Source organism: Zoogloea oryzae (assembly GCF_030161255.1).
GTDB classification, from domain to species: domain Bacteria; phylum Pseudomonadota; class Gammaproteobacteria; order Burkholderiales; family Rhodocyclaceae; genus Zoogloea; species Zoogloea oryzae.
Genome location: NZ_BSPX01000085.1, coordinates 1 through 17,409 on the forward strand (window position 1 = coordinate 1; position 17,409 = coordinate 17,409).

Below are 17,409 nucleotides of genomic sequence, written 5' to 3' on the forward strand. Positions count from 1 at the left end.
CCCTCCACCGCGCTGAACAACTGCGCTGCGAAGAGGGCCGAATTATAAAGAACTATCAGAAGGCGTCAAGAGGTTTGGGGAAATTAATTCAAAACAGCGCATCAGTAGTCATCCCCCCCACCAGCCATCCTCATCCCCGCAAAGTTTTCGAAACGGGTGAACTCCCCGATGAAAGTCATGGGGATGGTGCCGGTCGAGCCGTTCCGGTGCTTAGAGATGATCAGCTCGGCCATCCCCTTGTCGGGCGAGTCGGGGTTATAGATTTCGTCCCGATAGATGAACATGATGATGTCCGCGTCCTGCTCGATAGCGCCGGACTCCCGCAGATCCGATGCGACCGGGCGTTTGTTGGGGCGCTGCTCCAGGCTTCGGTTGAGCTGCGAGAGCGCAATGATCGGCACATGCAGCTCCTTTGCCAGCGATTTCACCGACCGCGAGATCTCCGACAACTCGGCCGAGCGGTTGTCGCTCTCCTTCAGCGAGGTCATCAGCTGGAGGTAGTCGATCACGATCAACCCCAAGCGGCCGCACTGGCGATGCAGACGGCGGCAACGCGCGCGCAAGTCGGTCGGATTGAGGCCCGGGGTCTCATCGATGAAGATCGGCGCCTCATGGAGCTTGCCCAGCGCGTAAGTGAGCCGCTGCCACTCTTCGTCGTTGAGCTTGCCGGAACGGATCTTGTGCTGGTCGATGCGCCCCACGGACGACAGGAAACGGGTCGCCAGCTGCGTGCCCGGCATTTCCATCGAGAACACTGCCACCGGCAACCCGCCCTCGATCGCCACGTGCTCGGCGATGTTCAGCGCCAGCGAGGTCTTGCCCATACCGGGGCGAGCGGCCAGCACGATCATGTCTGACGGCTGCAGGCCGGACGTCTTGTCGTCGAGGTCCGCCAGGCCGGTGGCGACACCGGTAATGCCTGCAGGGGAATCGCGGTCGTAGAGCTCCTGGATACGATCGACCACCTGACCAAGGATTGGCTGGATCGGCACGAAGCCGCTGACCGTGCGCGCGCCCGCCTCGGCAATCTCGAACACCTTGGCCTCTGCTTCATCGAGCAGCGTCTTGGCGTCCTTGCCTGAAGGCGTCAGCGCACTGGCGGCAATATCGTCACCCACCGACACCAGCTTCCGCAGAATCGCGCGCTCACGAATGATCTCGCCGTAGCGCCGGACGTTGGCCGCCGACGGCGTGCTGTTGGCAATCTCGCCCAGATACGACAGGCCACCGACGTGCTCGGCCTCGCCATTCTTCTCGAGCGCCTCGAAGACAGTGACCACGTCGGCCGGCTTGCCCAGCTCGATCAGGCGGGCGATCTGGCGAAAGATCCGGCGGTGATCGTCCCGGTAGAAATCCGCCTCATTGACGACATCGCCCACCCGGTCCCACACGGTGTTGTCGATCAGCAGACCACCCAGCAGGGACTGCTCCGCCTCCAGCGAATGGGGAGGCAGGCGCAGATTCGACATCACGGGATCATCGGAATGATTTTGAGATTTGCGCATAGTCCATCAGTAGAACGAAACACCCGGAACAATCCGGACTAAAAACAAAAAGGGCTGCACGAGGCAGCCCTTTTCGATCGAAGCGAGTACTCGCCAGCCGATCAGTTCTCGCCGACCACCGTGACGGTGATGGTAGCAGTCACGTCGGTGTGCAGGGCGACGACGAGTTGCGACTCGCCGACAACCTTCAGCGGACCTTCCGGCATGCGGACGGCAGACTTCTCGACGGCAAAGCCTTGAGCCTTGAGGGCATCGGCGATGTCAGCGTTGGTGACGGAGCCGAACAGGCGACCATCGACACCAGCCTTACGGCTGACGGTGACGGCCAGACCTTCGAGCTTCTCGCCCTGAGCCTGAGCGGCGGCCAGTTGCTCGGCGGCGATGCGCTCGAGCTCGGCACGACGGGCTTCGAACTCAGCCAGGTTGGCGGCGTTGGCACGCTTGGCCTTGCCTTGGGGGATCAGGAAGTTACGGGCATAGCCGTCCTTGACCTTGACCACGTCGCCCAGACCACCCAGGTTGACAACCTTGTCCAAAAGAATGATTTGCATGCTGTCTCTCCGGGATTACTGGTGCAGGTCGGTGTAAGGCAGGAGCGCGAGGAAGCGGGCACGCTTGATCGCGGTGGACAGCTGACGCTGGTAGCCAGACTTGGTACCGGTGATGCGAGCCGGCATGATCTTGGCGTTTTCGGTGATGAAGTCCTTCAGGATGTCCACATCCTTGTAGTCGATCTCTTCGATCTTCTCTGCGCTGAAACGGCAGAACTTGCGACGCTTGAAGAGGCTGCGACCGCCACGGTCGTCCTTACGCTTCATTGCTGGCTTGAATGCCATGATTCGTTCCTTCCAAAAATTCGATCGTATCGATGTGCAATACAGGCATCCTGCTCCGCAGACTTTTTGCTGCGAGGAAACCGGTGAGCCGGGCGGTACTGCCGAGACGGGCGACGGCTAGCATTTTTGCCTTGTCACCCACGGCCACCACCTGCAACTCGAGCTCCACATTCCGGGGGAGCCCGGCTTCCGTCTGCCGCGACCGGTGCTCGATGCGTCCTGCCAGCACCGGCACACCGCCGGGGGAGTAACGCATCTGACCAATCTCGGCCAGGACGCCTTCTATCTCAAAACTGTTGCGGCCCTGCTCCTGCAACTCAGGCGGCGGGCTGCTGCTCGGCGGCCGGCTTGGCCTCGTCGGCGGAGGTCAGGGAGCGGGACTTCTCTTCCTTCATCATCGGCGACGGAGTGGTGACAGCCTTCTTGGTGCGGATAGACAGGTGACGCAGGACGGCATCGTTGAACTTGAAGCCGTGCTCCAGTTCGGCGATGGTCGGCTGATCGCACTCGATGTTCATCAGCACGTAGTGAGCCTTGTGGATCTTCTGGATCGGGTAGGCCAGCTGACGACGGCCCCAGTCTTCCAGGCGATGGATCTGGCCGCCCTGGGAGGTGACGAGGCTGCGGTAGCGCTCGATCATGGCGGGCACTTGCTCGCTCTGATCGGGATGAACGATGAAAACGACTTCGTAATGTCGCATGAGATCTCCTTCTGGATTAAAGCCCTCCGTCATGCGAACGGTAGGACAAGGTAAAACACGGCCGGATCGGCCGCCACGAACGTGGCAAAGCGCGCGCCTTACAAGCAAGGCACACGCTAACCATCCGGGGGAATTCTTGGCGGAGAGGGCGGGATTCGAACCCGCGTCAGGGTATTACCCTGAACACGCTTTCCAGGCGTGCGACTTAAACCACTCATCCACCTCTCCAAGTGGAGGCGGCACTATACATGAAGAATTCAGGATGTCAAAGCCTGTTTTCGTTTTTTCGCTGGATCGGGCAGACGGACGTCGTCCACGAGGGCCTGAACCTCGGCACTCGGCGGGGGCGTGAGGAGGCTGACGACGGCAATCACCACGAAGCCTGCGGGCACGCCGAAGACGCCGCAGGAGATCGGATGGATGTCCAGCCAGGCGTCGGCCATGCTGCCGCCGAAGAAGGGATGGGTGCGCACGATGTAGTAGAGCGTCACCCCGAGCCCGGCGATCATGCCGGTCACCGCGCCCCACTTGTTGGCGCGCTTCCAGAAGATGCCCAGTACCAGCGCGGGAAAGAAGGCCGACGCAGCGATCGAGAAGGCCAGCCCGACCATGAACAGGATGCTGTCCGGACGCAGCGACGCCACCCAGGCGGCCACCACCGCCACCACGAGCAGCTGGGACTTGGTGATCACCAGCCGGCGCTGGGTGGAGGCTTCCGGGTTGATGATCTTGTAGTAGAGATCATGGGACAGGGCGTGGGAGATCGTCAGCAGCAGACCATCGGCCGTTGACAGCGCCGCAGCCAGGCCACCCGCGGCCACCAGCCCGGAAACAACGTAGGGCAATCCGGCCAGTTCCGGCACCAGCAGCAGGATCGCGTCGCTGTTGATGGTGAGTTCGGCCAACTGGAGGATGCCGTCGCCGTTGATGTCCTCGATCTTGACGAGGCCGACCTTGCCCCACGAGGCCACCCAGTGGGGCAAGGTGGCAATGTTGGAGCCGACCAGACTGCTATAGACCTCCCACTTGGCGAACACCGCATAGGCCGGCGCCGTGACATACAGCAGGAAGATGAAGAACAGCGACCAGAATACCGAGCGTCGCGCCTCGCGCACCGTCGGCGTCGTGTAGTAGCGCATCAGGATGTGGGGCAGTGCAGCGGTGCCGACCATCAACACGAAGGTGAGCGCCAGAAAGTTGCGCCGGGCGCTATCCCGGGCAGCCTGATCGGCCCCCGGGTGGGCTTCGGCGTGGGGCGGCGGTGGCACGGTGCGGGAGAGGCTGTCCTGACGGGCCCGCTCCCACTTCACGCGGGCTTCATCGGCGGTACGGGGCAGATCACGCAGTTGCCGTTCAGCGACAGAGATATCCCGGGCTGCCGCGCCCTGGGTGCGCAGCTCGTTAACCCGCTGAACCTGAGCCATCCGCTCCGCGGCAAGGGAGTCGGGCAGGTCGGCGATCTTGCGGGCGTACTCCTCGGCGCGATGCCGGTACTGCACGCGGACAGCGTTCTCCCGCGGCTCGGAGAACAGCTCCAGCTCCTTCACACCCAGATCCTGCAGGACCTTGCCGTAGGTCAGCTGGGGCAGCGGAACGCCGGTCACCTTGTACGACAGGATGCCCACCGGTACCAGATAGGCGACGATGAGGATCAGGTACTGAGCGACCTGCGTCCAGGTCACCGCCCGCATTCCACCCAGAAACGAACACACCAGGATGCCCGCGAGGCCCACGAACACGCCGATCTCGAACTCGATGCCGATGAAACGGCTGGTGATGAGCCCCACGCCGTAGATCTGCGCCACCACGTAAACGAAGCTCGCCAGCACGCCGGCAAACACGCCGACCACCCGGGCAAAGTGCCCCTCGTATCGCGCACCAAGGAAATCCGGAATCGTGAACTGTCCGAACTTGCGCAGGAAGGGCGCCAGCAGCAGCGCCACCAGAACATAGCCGCCCGTCCAGCCGGTGACGAAGGCGAGCCCCTCGAAGCCGGCGTAGTACAGCGTGCCCGCCAGCCCGATGAAGGACGCGGCGCTCATCCAGTCGGCGGCGGTGGCCATGCCGTTGAACAGCGCCGGCACCCGCCGCCCCGCCACGTAGTATTCGGAGACGTCGGAAGTCCGGCTCATCACGCCGATGGCGGCGTAGATGGCGATCGTCGCAAACAGGAAGATCTGGCCGATCCAGCGGGGTGCCAGGCCGAACTGCTCGGCCACGGCGAGCATCGCCACCAGGCTGAAGAAGCCCGCTGCGTAGAAAAGGTAATAGCGCCAGACGCGCCGGGACAGGCTGGCTGGGGAGCTCATCGTTGCGCGGCCTCAGTCATCGGGGTCGAGGCCGTGGCGCCGCTCGAGGCGCGTCATGCAGAAATCGTAGAGCCAGACGATCAGCAGGAACACGATCAGCGCGCCTTGCGCCGCCATGTAAAAGCCGAAAGGCCAGCCGAAGAAGACCACCGAATTGAGTTCGTCCGCAAACCATCCGGGCAGGAAACTCACCGCGGCCCAGACGAGCAGCAGCCCCGCGGTCAGCCGCAGGGTCGTCTTCCAGTATCGCGCTGCGGCGGTGCGCGTTTCCGCACTGTTGTCGTTGTTGTCCCGGCTCACAAGCCTCTTTCTCCCGCTCCTGGCCGTACGGCCACGGGGCGAGTATAGCCCCCGTCCGCGGCACTACAACTGATACCGGACCTGGAGCTTCTGCTGCAGGCGCCGCGCCTGACGAAAAGACTCCTTCAGGAACGTCCGCTCGAGCTCGTTCAGGGACGCCGGGGCGATCTGGTTGGCTCCACCGCCAGGCTCCCGCGGGCTGGCAAGGCGAAGCTGCTGGATGAAGCCAAAGGCATCGACCAGCGCCCTCACCTCCCGCCGCGGCCAGCTCAGCGCCTCACCGGCCGCCTGCAGGCGGCCGACAGTGGCGGTTTCGGCAACCCCCAAGGCCAGCGCGTAGATCCGCGCCGCATCGACGAACACCCGGCTGCCATCACGCTTCAGGTCGATGAGCCCGGTTTCCCGATCCACCGAAAAATCCCGGAGCACCCCGAGCGGCGGCCCGCTGCGCAGGGCGTTTGCCGCCATGAAGCGCAGGAACAGCGGGGTATCGCCGGCGATGCCGAGCAGCCAGCGCTGCAGCGCCGCCGCCAGCTGCCAGTCGCCCGCGAGGGGACGGAAATCGAAGAAGATCGTGGCGTTGAGGAGATCGTCGGCCGTGCCGCTGTGCATCCAGCCGGCAAAGCACGCCCGCCACTCGCCCAGCGACAGGCACCAGCGTGGATTGCCAGCCATCACCTCGCCCTTGCAGAGTGGAAAGCCGCAGGCGTCGAGGATCTCATTGACCCGCCGGGCGAAGGGCAGGAAGCCTGCCCGCAGCGCCTCCGGATCATCATCTGCGCTGCAGGCGAAGATCAGCCCGTTGTCCTGATCGGTGGCAAGCGTCTGCTCCAGCCGCCCTTCCGAGCCGAAGGCGAGCCAGCACCAGGGCACCAGCGGCACTTCAATCTCGGCTTCGGCCAGGTCGATGACTGCCTGCACCACGAGATCGTTGAGCATGGCGATCCACTCGCCCAGCGCACCGCTGCCCTCACCAAGCTCGACCATTGCCGTGGCGGCCTCCCGCACCCGGGCCGCGGCCTTGGCGAGGCTGACCACGCCGCGCGCAGACTGGATCGCCTCGACAAGATCATCAGAGCCGGCAAACCGGCTGGCGTAGAGATCGCTCCGGGAGAGCACGCCGACGAGCTGGCCCGCCCCGTCGGTGACCACCAGATGGCGCAGGCCGTGCCGGGCCAGCATCAGCCGGGCCAGATGGGCGCTGGCATCGCCGGGCAGGGCCACCACACCGCCGGTCATGACGCCAGCCACCGGTGCGCCGAGATCGCCACCGGGCAGCACGACTCGGTCGATGACGTCGCGGAGAGTCAGCATCCCGAGCGGGCGCCGGGCCGGATCGACGATGACCACCGTGCCGACCCGCGCCGCATCCATCCGTTGCAGCGCTTCCCGGATGCTCGCCTCGGGGAGCGCATGCACCGGCGGGCGACGCAGCAGCGCCGTCAGGCCTCCACTGCGTTGGGCTGAGGACATGAGCGGCGGCCGCTCAGTACTTCACGCGGGCGTAGTAGGTCTTCTCGGAGGCCTTGCGTGCATCCCCAAGGGTCCGGATGCCCATCTCGGCCAGCAGCGGAATCATCCGCAGGAAGACCTCGCCGGTGACGATCGCATCGCCGATCGCCGTGTGGCGCCCCATCACGCTCACGCCCATGCGCTCGCTGATCGCCTCGAGACGGTGGGACTCCTGCGAGGGATGCAGCACCGCCGACAGCAGCAGGGTGTCGAGCACGGGCTGAGTGAAACGGATGCCGGTGCTCTCTTCCTTGAGCTGCAGGAAGCGCATGTCGAAGGCCGCGTTGTGGGCCACCAGCACGGTGTCTTCCGCAAAGGCGTGGAAGGCTGGCAGCACCTTGGCCATGGACGGCTGACCGACCAGCATCTCCGGCGTGATGCCGTGGATCTTGGTGGAGGCTTCCGGCAGCTCTCGGAGCGGGTCCACCAGCTGATCGAAGGATTCGGACTTGAGCAGCTTGCCGTTCACGATGCGGGTTGCACCGATCTGGATGATCTCGTCGCCCTCCGACGGGTTGAGGCCGGTGGTTTCGGTGTCAAACACCGTGAAGGCCAGCTCGGAGAGCGGGCGGTCGTCCAGGGCGTGGCTGGCCTCGGTCTGCTTGAAGAGGTCGAAATCGTAGTACTCGGGTCGGCTGTCGCCCTTGAGGTAGGTGGTGGCTTCGACTTCGTTCTGGGGCGCGGCCGAGGGCAGCAGCAGGCGGAAGAAGGCGCGGTGCTGGGTCTTTTCGCGCTGCAGCCAGATCTCACCGTCGTGCCGGGCGACCACGTCGCGCACCGTGAGGGGCGAGCTCTCGCCGGCGAAGGTCATGGGCTCGAGCTCCCAGGCCATCACGGTCTCGGTGCTCATCGCCTGCCCGGACCAGATGAGGTCCAGATGCGCCAGCCGCCCGGCGGAGGTGAGCCGGAAGCGCACTTCGCGCACCTCGAACTCATCGGACAGCCGGCTGACGAGATAGCTGATGGCCTGCAGCAGCGAGAAACTATCCACCTTCACCCACACGTCCGGATCGATGCCTTCCAGCTTGGTGGGCAGGCCGAGCTTCTTTTCGACCCGGCGCTGGGCGGCGGCCACCAGATCGGCGCCGAGCATCTCGTCCAGTGGCCAGCGGGTCTTGAGGGAGTCGGCAAAGGCGTTGGCGGTCTCGTCGAGGCGGCGGCTCATGCCCTCCACCTCGTCGCGGACCACCTTCAGGAAGCGCTCCTTCAGATCGGCGTCGAGATCGGGGTACTCCAGCATCTCGGCTGCGGCCCGCAGGTTGGCCAGGGACGAACGGCTGCCCTCGGTGAGGGTGTGCAGCATCTGGTCACGCTTGGTCTCGGCCTCGAAATTACGCGTGATGTTGTCGAGCATCAGCACGAAGCCCGTGACGCTCGGCTCGGCGTCGGGCTCGCCGCCCGTGGCCAGCACCGGCGCCATCTGCACCCGCAGCAGCTGCCCGGCGCGGGTGGTGGTGACGAAGTTGGCCATCGGCTGGGCGCTCTGGCGGCGGATGCGCTCCTGGATGCTCTCGAGGGCATGGACGATCAGGCTGCGCTCGAAGACGAGATAGATCGAGCGCCCGAGGCCGATGATCTCGCCACCGCCAGCGGCGGTTGGCGCATCCGACAGCGCCTTGAACTGCAGCCGCGCCCGGTTGTTGTAGAGCAGGATGCGGCCATCCAGATTGCACACGACCACGCTCTGGTTGAGCTCGGACATCAGCGCGGCGAGGCGGTTGCGCTCTTCCTCGACGGACAGCCGGGCCTCGCGGATGCGCGCCTCCACGTCTTCCTGCAGGCTGCGCCGCTGATCGGCGAGGTTGTTCACCGCCTCGGCAATGCGCTGCAATTCGGGCGAGCCTGCCGGCTTGACCCGACGGGATGGATCGGTGCCGACGATCAGCCCGACTTCGTCCGCCAGCAATGCCGGCTCGGCAATGGCCGACTGAGCGAAGGACTTCATCAGCACCGCCGCCGCCCCTGCGCCCACCATCGAGATCATGATGAGCAGCCCCAGCCGCGGGTTGAGAACGGGCTCGATCACCGCCTTTTCTTCGGGCGTCAGATCGCGCCACACGGCAAAGCCCGCCGCCGCCAGCACGCCGGCGACGAGGGCGCAGGCCGCGGCTATCGCCAGCGCCTGCCGGGCTTTCGGGCTCATGCCGGGATATCCAGCAGGGATTTGACCTTGGCGACCAGTTCGCGGGTCGAGAAGGGCTTGGTCATGTAGCCGTCGGCGCCCATCGCCAGGCCCTTGGTGACTTCGGTCTCGCGCCCCTTGGCCGTGAGCATCAGGATGCGGGTGCCTTGCAGCCCGGCGTCGGCACGGATCTCCTGGCACACCTCGTAGCCGTTCTTGCGCGGCATCATCACGTCGAGCAGCACCAGATCGGGCGACTCGCTGCGCACCTTGTCGAGGGCTTCCTGACCGTCGTTGGCGATGCACACGGCAAAGCCCTCGCGCTTCATCAGGAACTCCAGGGAAATGACGATGTTTTGCTCATCGTCGGCGATCAGTATTTTTTTGGTCATTTTGTCTTCCTCCCCTCCGCCGTCTGAAACAGGGACGCACGTCCCGCCCCCATCCGCGGCGCATGAAATTGTAGTTTATCCTGCTTGAGCGTTCGCTTCTGTTGATTTCCCGCAAGGCATCAGAAACGAGAATGTCGCGCCCTCCCCCGCCCGGCTCTCGACCCACAGCCGGCCGCCATAGTGTTCGACGATCTGGCGACTGATCGGCAGGCCGAGGCCCGTCCCCTGAGGCTTGTCGGTCATGGTGTTGCCGCCCTGCCGAAACTTCTCGAAAACAACCAGCTGCTCCTCGGCGGTGAGGCCAGGCCCGTTGTCCCGCACGTCCACACGCAGGCCGTCGGCAACCTGGCTGAGCGTCACCCACACCGCGCCGGTGTCCCGCGCGACGAACTTCACCGCGTTGGAGAGCAGGTTGAGCACCACCTGCACCAGCCGGTCCCGGTCGGCCAGCAGCGTCGGCACCTGGGCCGGCAGGGCCAGCTCCAGCGCCACGCCCTTGTCCTTGAAGAGCTGGCTGGTGGACGCCGCAGCCTGCTCGACCACCTGAATCAGGTCCACCTCCCCGGTCTGCCACTCCGCATGGCCCGAGTCGATCTTGGCCATGTCGAGCACCTGATTGACGAGCCGCGTCAGCCGCTCGGTCTCGCTGACGATGATACCCAGAAAGCGTTTCCGCTCTTCGAGGTCGATCTTGGGATCCTCAAGCAGCATCTCGGAGAAGGCGCGGATCGAGGTGAGCGGCGTGCGCAGCTCGTGGGTGACCGACGACATGAAGTCGTCCTTCAGCCGGTCGAGCTCTTTCAGGCGGTCGTTGGCGCTGCGCAGCTCGCGGGTTGCGGCCTCGAGCTCGGTGGATTTCTGCTCGAGCTGCTTCGAGTACGCCCGCACCTGGGACGCTTCGTCGAGGATGTTCATCACCTCGTCGAGCCCCAGCGGCTCCTCCTTCACCACCGAGGCCACCATCACCCGCGCCGATGCCGCGCCGATGGCGCCGGCCAGCGTGGTCTCGGCAAAATGCACCAGCCCGGCATCCGCCTGCAGGGCTTCGACCCCCGCCACGCCGCGCATCCGCGCGTAATCCGCAAAGGCATGAAGGGCCCGGTCGCGGCCGATGAAGCGGCCGATCAGCGGCAGCAGATCGCCCACCCGGGCACTGCCACGCCAGAAATCGCCCCCGGCGGGCCGGCTCTGCCGGAAGACATCCACGAAGAGCATCGCCTGGCCGGCCTCGACGGCATTCGGCCGCCGCCACAGCGACACGCACAGGTAGGCACCGATGTTCACCGACAGGCTCCAGAACAGGCTGTGGGCGATCGGATCGAGCCCGACGATGCCGAACAGCTCCTGGGGCCGCAGCGCCTCGAGCCCGAACAGTCCGCCCTGCAGGAACTCAGCCGGCAGCCAGCCCGACTTGGCGAAGGACGGCAGCAGCAGCGTGTACAGCCACACCCCGAAGCCCCCGGCCAGCCCGGCCAGCGCACCGGGCCGGGTGCCGCCGCGCCAGTACATCCCGCCGATCATCGCCGGGGCAAACTGGGCCACCGCGGCAAAGCTGATGAGACCGATGCTCACCAGCGCGTGGGCCTCGCCGGCAACGCGGAAGTACAGGTAGCCCAGCAGCAGGATCAGGATGATCGCCCCGCGGCGGATGCCCAGCAGCACGCCTGAGAGATCCTCCCGACCGAGCAGCGAGCGGCCCCGGAAGCGCAACAGGACGGGCATCACCAGATCGTTGCAGACCATCGTCGACAGGGCGATCGTCTCGACGATGACCATCCCGGTTGCCGCCGACAGCCCGCCGATGAACACCAGCAGCGCCAGCCAGCCCTGGCCCTGCGCCATCGGCAGGGTGAGCACGAAGGTGTCGGCATCCACATCCTGGCCGGCAAAGGTCATCAGCCCGCCCAGGGCGATGGGCAGCACGAAGATGTTGATCAGCAGGAGATACAGCGGAAACTGCCAGATCGCCCGGCGCAGGTGGTTTTCATTGACGTTCTCGACCACTGCCACCTGAAACTGGCGGGGCAGGAACATCACCGCCAGCATCGACAGCAGCGTCATCGAGAACCAGCTGCCGTAGCCATTGCCGCCGGCGCCCATTTCCATCAGCCGGCGCAGGTCGTCCCGCTCGGCGGCCTGGGAGAAGATGTCGGCAAATCCGTCGTACAGCCCGAAGGTCACGTAGATGCCGACAGCCAGCACGATCAGCAGCTTGACCAGCGACTCGAACGCCACGGCCGCCACCATCCCCTCGTGGCGCTCGGTGGCGTCCAGGTGGCGGGTGCCGAACAGAATGGTGAAGGCCGCCATGATCAGCGCCACGTACAGCGCCGTGTCGGTCAGCCACGAGCCCGCGCCCACCTTGGCCGGCATCACGATGGCCGGGTAGTTCGAGAGGATCGTGAAACTGTTCGAGACCGCCTTGAGCTGCAGCGCGATGTAGGGCAGCACGCCGAGCACCGCGATGACGGTGACCAGCCCGCCCAGCAGGTGGCTCTTGCCGTAGCGCGAGGCGATGAAGTCGGCGATCGAGGTAATGCGGTGGGTCTTGGCGATGCGGACCATCTTCAGCATCACGAACCACCACAGGGCCACCGCCAGTGTCGGCCCGAGGAAGATCGGCACGAAGCCCAGCCCCGACGACGCGGCACGCCCCACGCTGCCGTAGTAGGTCCAGGTCGTGCAGTAAACCGCCAGCGACAGGGCGTAGATCGTCGGGTTGGCGATGAGGGAACGCCCTGCATCCGCCCGCTTGTCGCCCAGGTAGGCGACGCCGAACAGCAGCAGCAGGTACAGGAAGGAGACGGCGACGATGGTGGTTCCGGTCATCACGCCTGCGCTCCTAGCGCTCGATGACCAGGGCCATCATCACGATGAGGGCCGCCCACACGCCGAAAACGTAGAGATACAGCACGGGAATGCCGAACCACATCCGGGCCGAGTCGAATGCCGACAGGATCGGATAGTTCACCAGCAGCCCGCCGAGCAGGAACAGGGCCACGAGACGCTGGCCGGTCAGTGTCGCCTTGATCATGTCGTCCTCCCGTCGCGCAATGTCACCCTGCGCTTATAACCCGTACAGACAGACTTGGCGAGGGTTGCGACGCGCCTTGGCGCCCGCCGCCGTCACGCGGACGACGGACGAGAAAAAGGCGCGGAGTCCGCGCCTGTTTCTCCCCCTCACACTCCCGGCCTGACAGCACCGGGCTCCTCCCTTGTTTATTCTTTCGTGCGGCACACGCTGTTGTTTTTACGGCGCTTCGGGGGAAGCACCGGGGCGCTGGCCGCCCCCGGCCACAGGGCCGGGGCGGGTGATGCGGTTGATTACTTGAGCTGTTCCAGGATCGCCGGGTTTTCCAGCGTCGAGGTGTCCTGGGTGATTTCCTCGCCCTTGGCCAGCTGACGGAGCAGACGGCGCATGATCTTGCCGGAGCGGGTCTTCGGCAGGTTCTCACCGAAGCGGATGTCCTTCGGCTTGGCGATGGGGCCGATTTCCTGGCCAACCCAGTTCTGCAGTTCCTTGATGACCTTGACGGCTTCGTCGCCGGTCGGGCGGGCGCCCTTCAGCACCACGAAGGCCACGATCGCTTCGCCGGTCAGATCGTCCGGACGGCCAACCACGGCAGCCTCGGCAACCTTCTCGTGAGCCACCAGGGCGGATTCGATTTCCATCGTGCCCATGCGGTGACCGGAGACGTTCAGCACGTCATCGATACGGCCGGTGATGGTGAAGTAGCCGGTGTCCTTGTCGCGGATCGCGCCGTCGCCAGCCAGGTACAGCTTGCCCTGGAAGTCAGCCGGATAGTAGGACTTCACGAAACGGTCGGGATCGCCCCAGATGGTGCGGATCATCGACGGCCACGGACGCTGGACGACCAGGATGCCGCCCTGGCCCCACGGCACTTCGGTACCGGTCTCGTCGACCACCGCAGCCTGGATGCCCGGGAAGGGCAGGGTGCAGGAGCCGGGGACCAGCGGCGTGGCGCCGGGCAGCGGGGTGATCATGTGACCACCGGTTTCGGTCTGCCAGAAGGTATCGACGATCGGGCAGCGGCTGCCGCCGACGTTCTCGTAGTACCACTCCCAGGCGGCGGGGTTGATCGGCTCGCCGACGGAACCCAGGATGCGCAGGGAGGACAGGTCGTAGTTCTTCGGATGCACGGCCGGGGTGTTGTCCGCAGCCTTGATCAGGGAGCGGATGGCGGTCGGCGCGGTGTAGAAGATGTTGACCTTGTGATCCTGGATCATCTTCCAGAAACGGCCGGCGTCCGGGTAGGTCGGCACGCCTTCGAAGACGATCTCGGTGGCGCCGCAGGCGAGCGGGCCGTAGGTGATGTAGGTGTGGCCCGTGACCCAGCCGATGTCGGCCGTGCACCAGAAGACGTCGTCCGGCTTGATGTCGAACGTGTACTTCATGGTGAGGATCGCGTGCAGCAGGTAGCCGCCGGTGGAGTGCTGGACGCCCTTCGGCTTGCCGGTGGAGCCGGAGGTGTAGAGCAGGAACAGCGGATGCTCGGCTTCAACCCATTCCGGTTCGCAGACGTCGGACTGGGTGGCGAGCAGGTCGTCAGCCCAGATGTCGCGGCCGGCGACCATGGCGGTTTCGCCACCGGTGCGCTTGACGACCAGGACGTTCTTGATGGACGGGCAGCCGCTGGCCAGCGCTTCGTCGGCAATGGACTTGAGCGGCAGGGCCTTGCCACCACGGTTCTGACCGTCGGAGGTGATCAGGGCCACGGCGCCGGCGTCGTTGATCCGGTCGGCCAGGGACTGGGCGGAGAAGCCGCCGAACACGATGGAGTGGGTGGCGCCGATACGGGCGCAGGCCTGCATGGCCACGACACCTTCGATGGACATCGGCAGGTAGATGACGACGCGGTCGCCCTTCTTGACGCCGAGGCTCTTGAGCGCGTTGGCAAACTTGCTGACGCGGCCGAGCAGATCCTTGTAGGTAACCTTGGAGACGTCGCCCTTGTCGCCTTCGAAGATCAGCGCGACCTTGTCGCCCAGACCGTTGTTGACCTGACGGTCAAGGCAGTTGTAGGAGACGTTCAGCTTGCCATCGGCAAACCACTTGAAGAACGGGGCGTTGCTCTCGTCGAGCACCTGGGTAAACGGGGTTTGCCAGTCGATCAGTTCCTTGGCGCGCTTGCCCCAGAAGCCTTCGTAATCCTGCGCAGCTTCCGCGCAAAGAGCCCGGTACGCTTCCATGCCCGACACGGCAGCGTTCTTCACCACCTCTTCAGACGGATAGTAGAGCTTCTGGGGGGTTTCGTTCGTCATTTTTCACCTCTCCTCGTGTTTATATGAGTGTGCAACGTTGGATGCTCTGAAACCTTGCTGGCGGGGGACGAAGGCCGTACGACTGGGTACCACCGTTGTTGTCTTTTTTTGTACGGTGTTTCGGTCCTTGATCCGGCCGAGATTAGAGTCGTTCAATCTTACACATGACTTACACCCGTGTAAGGCTTTTTCCTGCAAAAAACTGCCGGGACACTCACCCACCCCCGATCCACGACGCCGTAACAGGACACTTGCAGGCACAAGCCTCCCACAGGAAAACAATTTTGGCATAAAATCAGGAGCTGTAAAAAAAGACATACACGTAAGACGATGAATTTCTTCACCTGGCTTTCAGGCGCACTGGCGCTGGCCACAGCGGGATGCGCATCCATGCCATCCAACCCGCCGTCGCCGGGCCACATCGGCGCGCAGGGGATTCCGGCGGAGCGTGCGAAAGGCATACCCCCCATCGTCGCCGACCTCATCCCCCTGCCCCGCCCCACGCCCGCTCCGGCGGCGGAAACCTACTCGGTTGTCGTCACCAACCTGCGCATCCAGGATCTGCTCTTCGCCCTGGCCCGCGACGCCCGCATCAACATCGACATTCACCCCGGCCTCAGCGGCACGGTCACCCTCAACGCCATCAACCAGACCCTGCCCCAGATTCTCGCGCGCATCTCCCGGCAAGTGGACATGCGCTACGAGTTGGATGGCTCCAATCTGGCGGTGATGCCCGACAGCCCCTTCCTGCGCACCTACCGCATCGACTACGTCAACCTGAGCCGCAGCGTGTCTGGCACTGTTTCCACCAACACCCAGATCGCCACCAGCGGCACCGGCAACCTGCACGCAGCCGGCACCGGCCTGCCCGCCGGCACGCCGATCACCGGCGGCAACGTCTCCGCCACCCGCATCGAGAACGCCTCCCGCAACCAGTTCTGGGAGTCCATCGAAAAGAACCTCCGCGATCTGCTGCGCGAGACCGACAAGCTCCTCCCCGAGGGCTCCAGCGAAACCGTCGTCGAGAACGTCGAGACCACCACGACCACCGGCACCGGCACCGGCATCGGCACCGGCGCCGCGCCCGCCGGATCTGCCGGGCGCAACCGCAACGCCCGCCCTGTCCAGGGCCAGCCCGCCGGCTTCGCCGCCAGCCCCAATCCGGCCGCCATGCAGAACGCCACCACCACGGTGGTGCACAAATCCACCTTCCGCGAGGCCGCCTCGATCATCGCCAACCGCGAGACCGGCGTCGTCACCGTGCGCGCCACCGGCCGCCAGCACGAAAAGGTGCGCGAATTCATCGATCAGGTGATGTCCGCAGCCCGTCGCCAGGTGCTCATCGAGGCCACCATCCTCGAAGTCGGCCTGTCCGACACCTACCGCCAGGGCATCGAATGGAGTCGCATCCTCGCCAGCGGCACCCGCTTCGGCCTCACCGGCCCCACCTTGGGCACCAGCACCGGCAACGCCATCCTGCCCTTCAGCGCCAGCTACCAGAGCGCCAACGGCATCGACTCGACGATCCGCCTCCTCGAAGGCTTCGGCACCGTCAAGGTGCTGTCCAGCCCCAAGCTGTCGGTGCTCAACAACCAGACAGCGGTCATCAAGGTGGTCGAGGAATTCGTCTACTTCGCCGTCCGGGCCGACACCACCCAGACCACCAACGCAGGCGCGCTCACCACCGTCACCACGACGCCCCAGGCGGTGTCCGTCGGCCTCGTGATGACCGTCACACCCCAGGTCAGCGACGCCGACGAGGTCATCCTCAACGTCCGCCCCACGATCTCCAGCATCGCCGACTTCCGCCGCGACCCGAACCCCAACATCCCCGCCAACATCGCCAACCTCGTTCCCCAGATCCGCACCCGCGAGATCGAATCCGTACTGCGCCTGGGCGACGGCGAAACCGCCATCCTCGGCGGGCTGATGGAAGACCGCATCGACTACAAGACCGGCCGGGTGCCGCTCGCCGGGGCGATCCCGCTCTTCGGCGAACTCTTCACCAACCGCGACAACGCCATCCAGAAGACCGAGCTGGTGATCTTCCTGCGCCCGGTGGTGGTGCGCGAACCCAACCTCGTCGCCGCCACGCCGCACCTGCGCAGCCAGCTGCCCGGCCCCGGCTTCTTCACCGACACGCCCCGTCCGGGCAGCCGGAACTTCCCCCCTCCGCAGCCCGATGCACCGTCAGCCCCGGGCGTCACGCCATGAGCCTGCTGCTCGACGCCCTGCGCAAGGCCGACGAAAACCGTCGTCCGACCGATCCCGCCCCCGCGCGGCCGATGGGCGGCGCCCTCGAACTCGAACCCCTGCCCCTGCCCGCCAGCCCCGGCGAGCCCGCCTCACCGGCCATCGCTCCGCCTCCAACGCCCCCGGCGGGCACGCCGGCACGGCCACCGCTCCCCGACTGGCGGGTTGCGACCCTGTTCGCCTGCCTTGGCGCCCT

At 65.3% G+C, this 17,409-nt stretch carries 14 protein-coding genes, 1 tRNA gene and 1 pseudogene; 2 read left to right on the forward strand and 14 right to left on the reverse strand.

From position 1 onward, the window contains the following. Nucleotides 1-101 precede the first annotated feature (101 nt). From dnaB to acs, 14 genes are all read right to left on the reverse strand, one after another. Nucleotides 102-1,469 carry a replicative DNA helicase gene (gene dnaB, locus QQK25_RS19705; protein WP_438696545.1) on the reverse strand — a complete coding sequence of 456 codons (1,368 nt, stop codon included), beginning with the start codon at nt 1,467-1,469 and terminating at the stop codon, nt 102-104. Between the two features lie 137 nt (nt 1,470-1,606). Beyond that, on the reverse strand, nt 1,607-2,056 hold the full coding sequence (gene rplI / locus QQK25_RS19710) for a 50S ribosomal protein L9 (protein ID WP_284189493.1): 450 nt from the start codon (nt 2,054-2,056) through the stop codon (nt 1,607-1,609). Between the two features lie 15 nt (nt 2,057-2,071). Then, the gene (gene rpsR, locus QQK25_RS19715) at nt 2,072-2,341 is read right to left on the reverse strand and encodes a 30S ribosomal protein S18 (protein ID WP_153162030.1); all 270 of its coding nucleotides are present in this window, start codon (nt 2,339-2,341) and stop codon (nt 2,072-2,074) included. Next, nucleotides 2,313-2,657 carry a primosomal replication protein N gene (gene priB / locus QQK25_RS19720; RefSeq protein WP_284189494.1) on the reverse strand — a complete coding sequence of 115 codons (345 nt, stop codon included), beginning with the start codon at nt 2,655-2,657 and terminating at the stop codon, nt 2,313-2,315. The genes rpsR and priB overlap by 29 nt, the downstream gene beginning before the upstream one ends. 1 nt (nt 2,658) lies before the next feature. Next, nucleotides 2,659-3,042 (reverse strand): 30S ribosomal protein S6, encoded by a 384-nt coding sequence (gene rpsF / locus QQK25_RS19725; RefSeq protein WP_153162028.1) that lies wholly within the window; start codon nt 3,040-3,042, stop codon nt 2,659-2,661. 137 nt (nt 3,043-3,179) lie between these two features. Further along, nucleotides 3,180-3,270 (reverse strand) — tRNA-Ser (locus tag QQK25_RS19730). Between the two features lie 29 nt (nt 3,271-3,299). After that, the gene (locus QQK25_RS19735; RefSeq protein WP_284189495.1) at nt 3,300-5,351 is read right to left on the reverse strand and encodes a sodium:solute symporter family protein; all 2,052 of its coding nucleotides are present in this window, start codon (nt 5,349-5,351) and stop codon (nt 3,300-3,302) included. 12 nt (nt 5,352-5,363) lie between these two features. Beyond that, nucleotides 5,364-5,651: a DUF4212 domain-containing protein gene (locus QQK25_RS19740; protein WP_284189496.1), complete on the reverse strand. Its 288-nt coding sequence runs from the start codon at nt 5,649-5,651 to the stop codon at nt 5,364-5,366. Between the two features lie 63 nt (nt 5,652-5,714). Next, nucleotides 5,715-7,124 (reverse strand): DUF294 nucleotidyltransferase-like domain-containing protein, encoded by a 1,410-nt coding sequence (locus QQK25_RS19745; RefSeq protein WP_284189497.1) that lies wholly within the window; start codon nt 7,122-7,124, stop codon nt 5,715-5,717. 13 nt (nt 7,125-7,137) lie between these two features. Continuing rightward, nucleotides 7,138-9,306: a 3'-5' exonuclease gene (locus tag QQK25_RS19750; RefSeq protein WP_153162024.1), complete on the reverse strand. Its 2,169-nt coding sequence runs from the start codon at nt 9,304-9,306 to the stop codon at nt 7,138-7,140. Next, nucleotides 9,303-9,677, reverse strand: a complete 375-nt coding sequence (locus tag QQK25_RS19755; RefSeq protein WP_284189498.1) for a response regulator transcription factor — start codon at nt 9,675-9,677, stop codon at nt 9,303-9,305. Before QQK25_RS19755 ends, QQK25_RS19750 begins: the two co-directional genes overlap by 4 nt. Nucleotides 9,678-9,752: 75 nt before the next feature. Beyond that, entirely contained in the window at nt 9,753-12,509 is a 2,757-nt protein-coding gene (locus tag QQK25_RS19760; protein WP_284189499.1) for a sensor histidine kinase, read from the reverse strand. A gap of 10 nt (nt 12,510-12,519) precedes the next feature. Beyond that, a complete protein-coding gene (locus tag QQK25_RS19765; protein ID WP_306664099.1) occupies nt 12,520-12,711 on the reverse strand; it encodes a hypothetical protein in 192 nt (63 codons plus the stop codon). A gap of 290 nt (nt 12,712-13,001) precedes the next feature. Then, the gene (gene acs / locus QQK25_RS19770) at nt 13,002-14,960 is read right to left on the reverse strand and encodes an acetate--CoA ligase (protein ID WP_284189500.1); all 1,959 of its coding nucleotides are present in this window, start codon (nt 14,958-14,960) and stop codon (nt 13,002-13,004) included. Nucleotides 14,961-15,350: 390 nt separating this feature from the next. Here acs and mshL point away from each other — a divergent pair, with 390 nt between their 5' ends. Continuing rightward, nucleotides 15,351-17,174, forward strand: coding sequence for a pilus (MSHA type) biogenesis protein MshL (gene mshL, locus QQK25_RS19775; RefSeq protein ID WP_284189501.1), 1,824 nt, complete (start codon nt 15,351-15,353; stop codon nt 17,172-17,174). After that, nucleotides 17,171-17,409: pseudogene (locus tag QQK25_RS19780) on the forward strand (hypothetical protein); the annotation flags it as partial. The gene mshL and the pseudogene QQK25_RS19780, both read left to right, overlap by 4 nt.

Coding starts and splice junctions, on each gene's coding strand:
- dnaB (WP_438696545.1), bottom strand. CDS start 1,469: ATGTCGAATCTGCGCCTGCCTCCCCATTCGCTGGAGGCGGAGCAGTCC.
- rplI (WP_284189493.1), bottom strand. CDS start 2,056: ATGCAAATCATTCTTTTGGACAAGGTTGTCAACCTGGGTGGTCTGGGC.
- rpsR (WP_153162030.1), bottom strand. CDS start 2,341: ATGGCATTCAAGCCAGCAATGAAGCGTAAGGACGACCGTGGCGGTCGC.
- rpsF (WP_153162028.1), bottom strand. CDS start 3,042: ATGCGACATTACGAAGTCGTTTTCATCGTTCATCCCGATCAGAGCGAG.
- QQK25_RS19735 (WP_284189495.1), bottom strand. CDS start 5,351: ATGAGCTCCCCAGCCAGCCTGTCCCGGCGCGTCTGGCGCTATTACCTT.
- QQK25_RS19745 (WP_284189497.1), bottom strand. CDS start 7,124: ATGTCCTCAGCCCAACGCAGTGGAGGCCTGACGGCGCTGCTGCGTCGC.
- QQK25_RS19750 (WP_153162024.1), bottom strand. CDS start 9,306: ATGAGCCCGAAAGCCCGGCAGGCGCTGGCGATAGCCGCGGCCTGCGCC.
- QQK25_RS19755 (WP_284189498.1), bottom strand. CDS start 9,677: ATGACCAAAAAAATACTGATCGCCGACGATGAGCAAAACATCGTCATT.
- QQK25_RS19765 (WP_306664099.1), bottom strand. CDS start 12,711: ATGATCAAGGCGACACTGACCGGCCAGCGTCTCGTGGCCCTGTTCCTG.
- acs (WP_284189500.1), bottom strand. CDS start 14,960: ATGACGAACGAAACCCCCCAGAAGCTCTACTATCCGTCTGAAGAGGTG.
- mshL (WP_284189501.1), top strand. CDS start 15,351: ATGCCATCCAACCCGCCGTCGCCGGGCCACATCGGCGCGCAGGGGATT.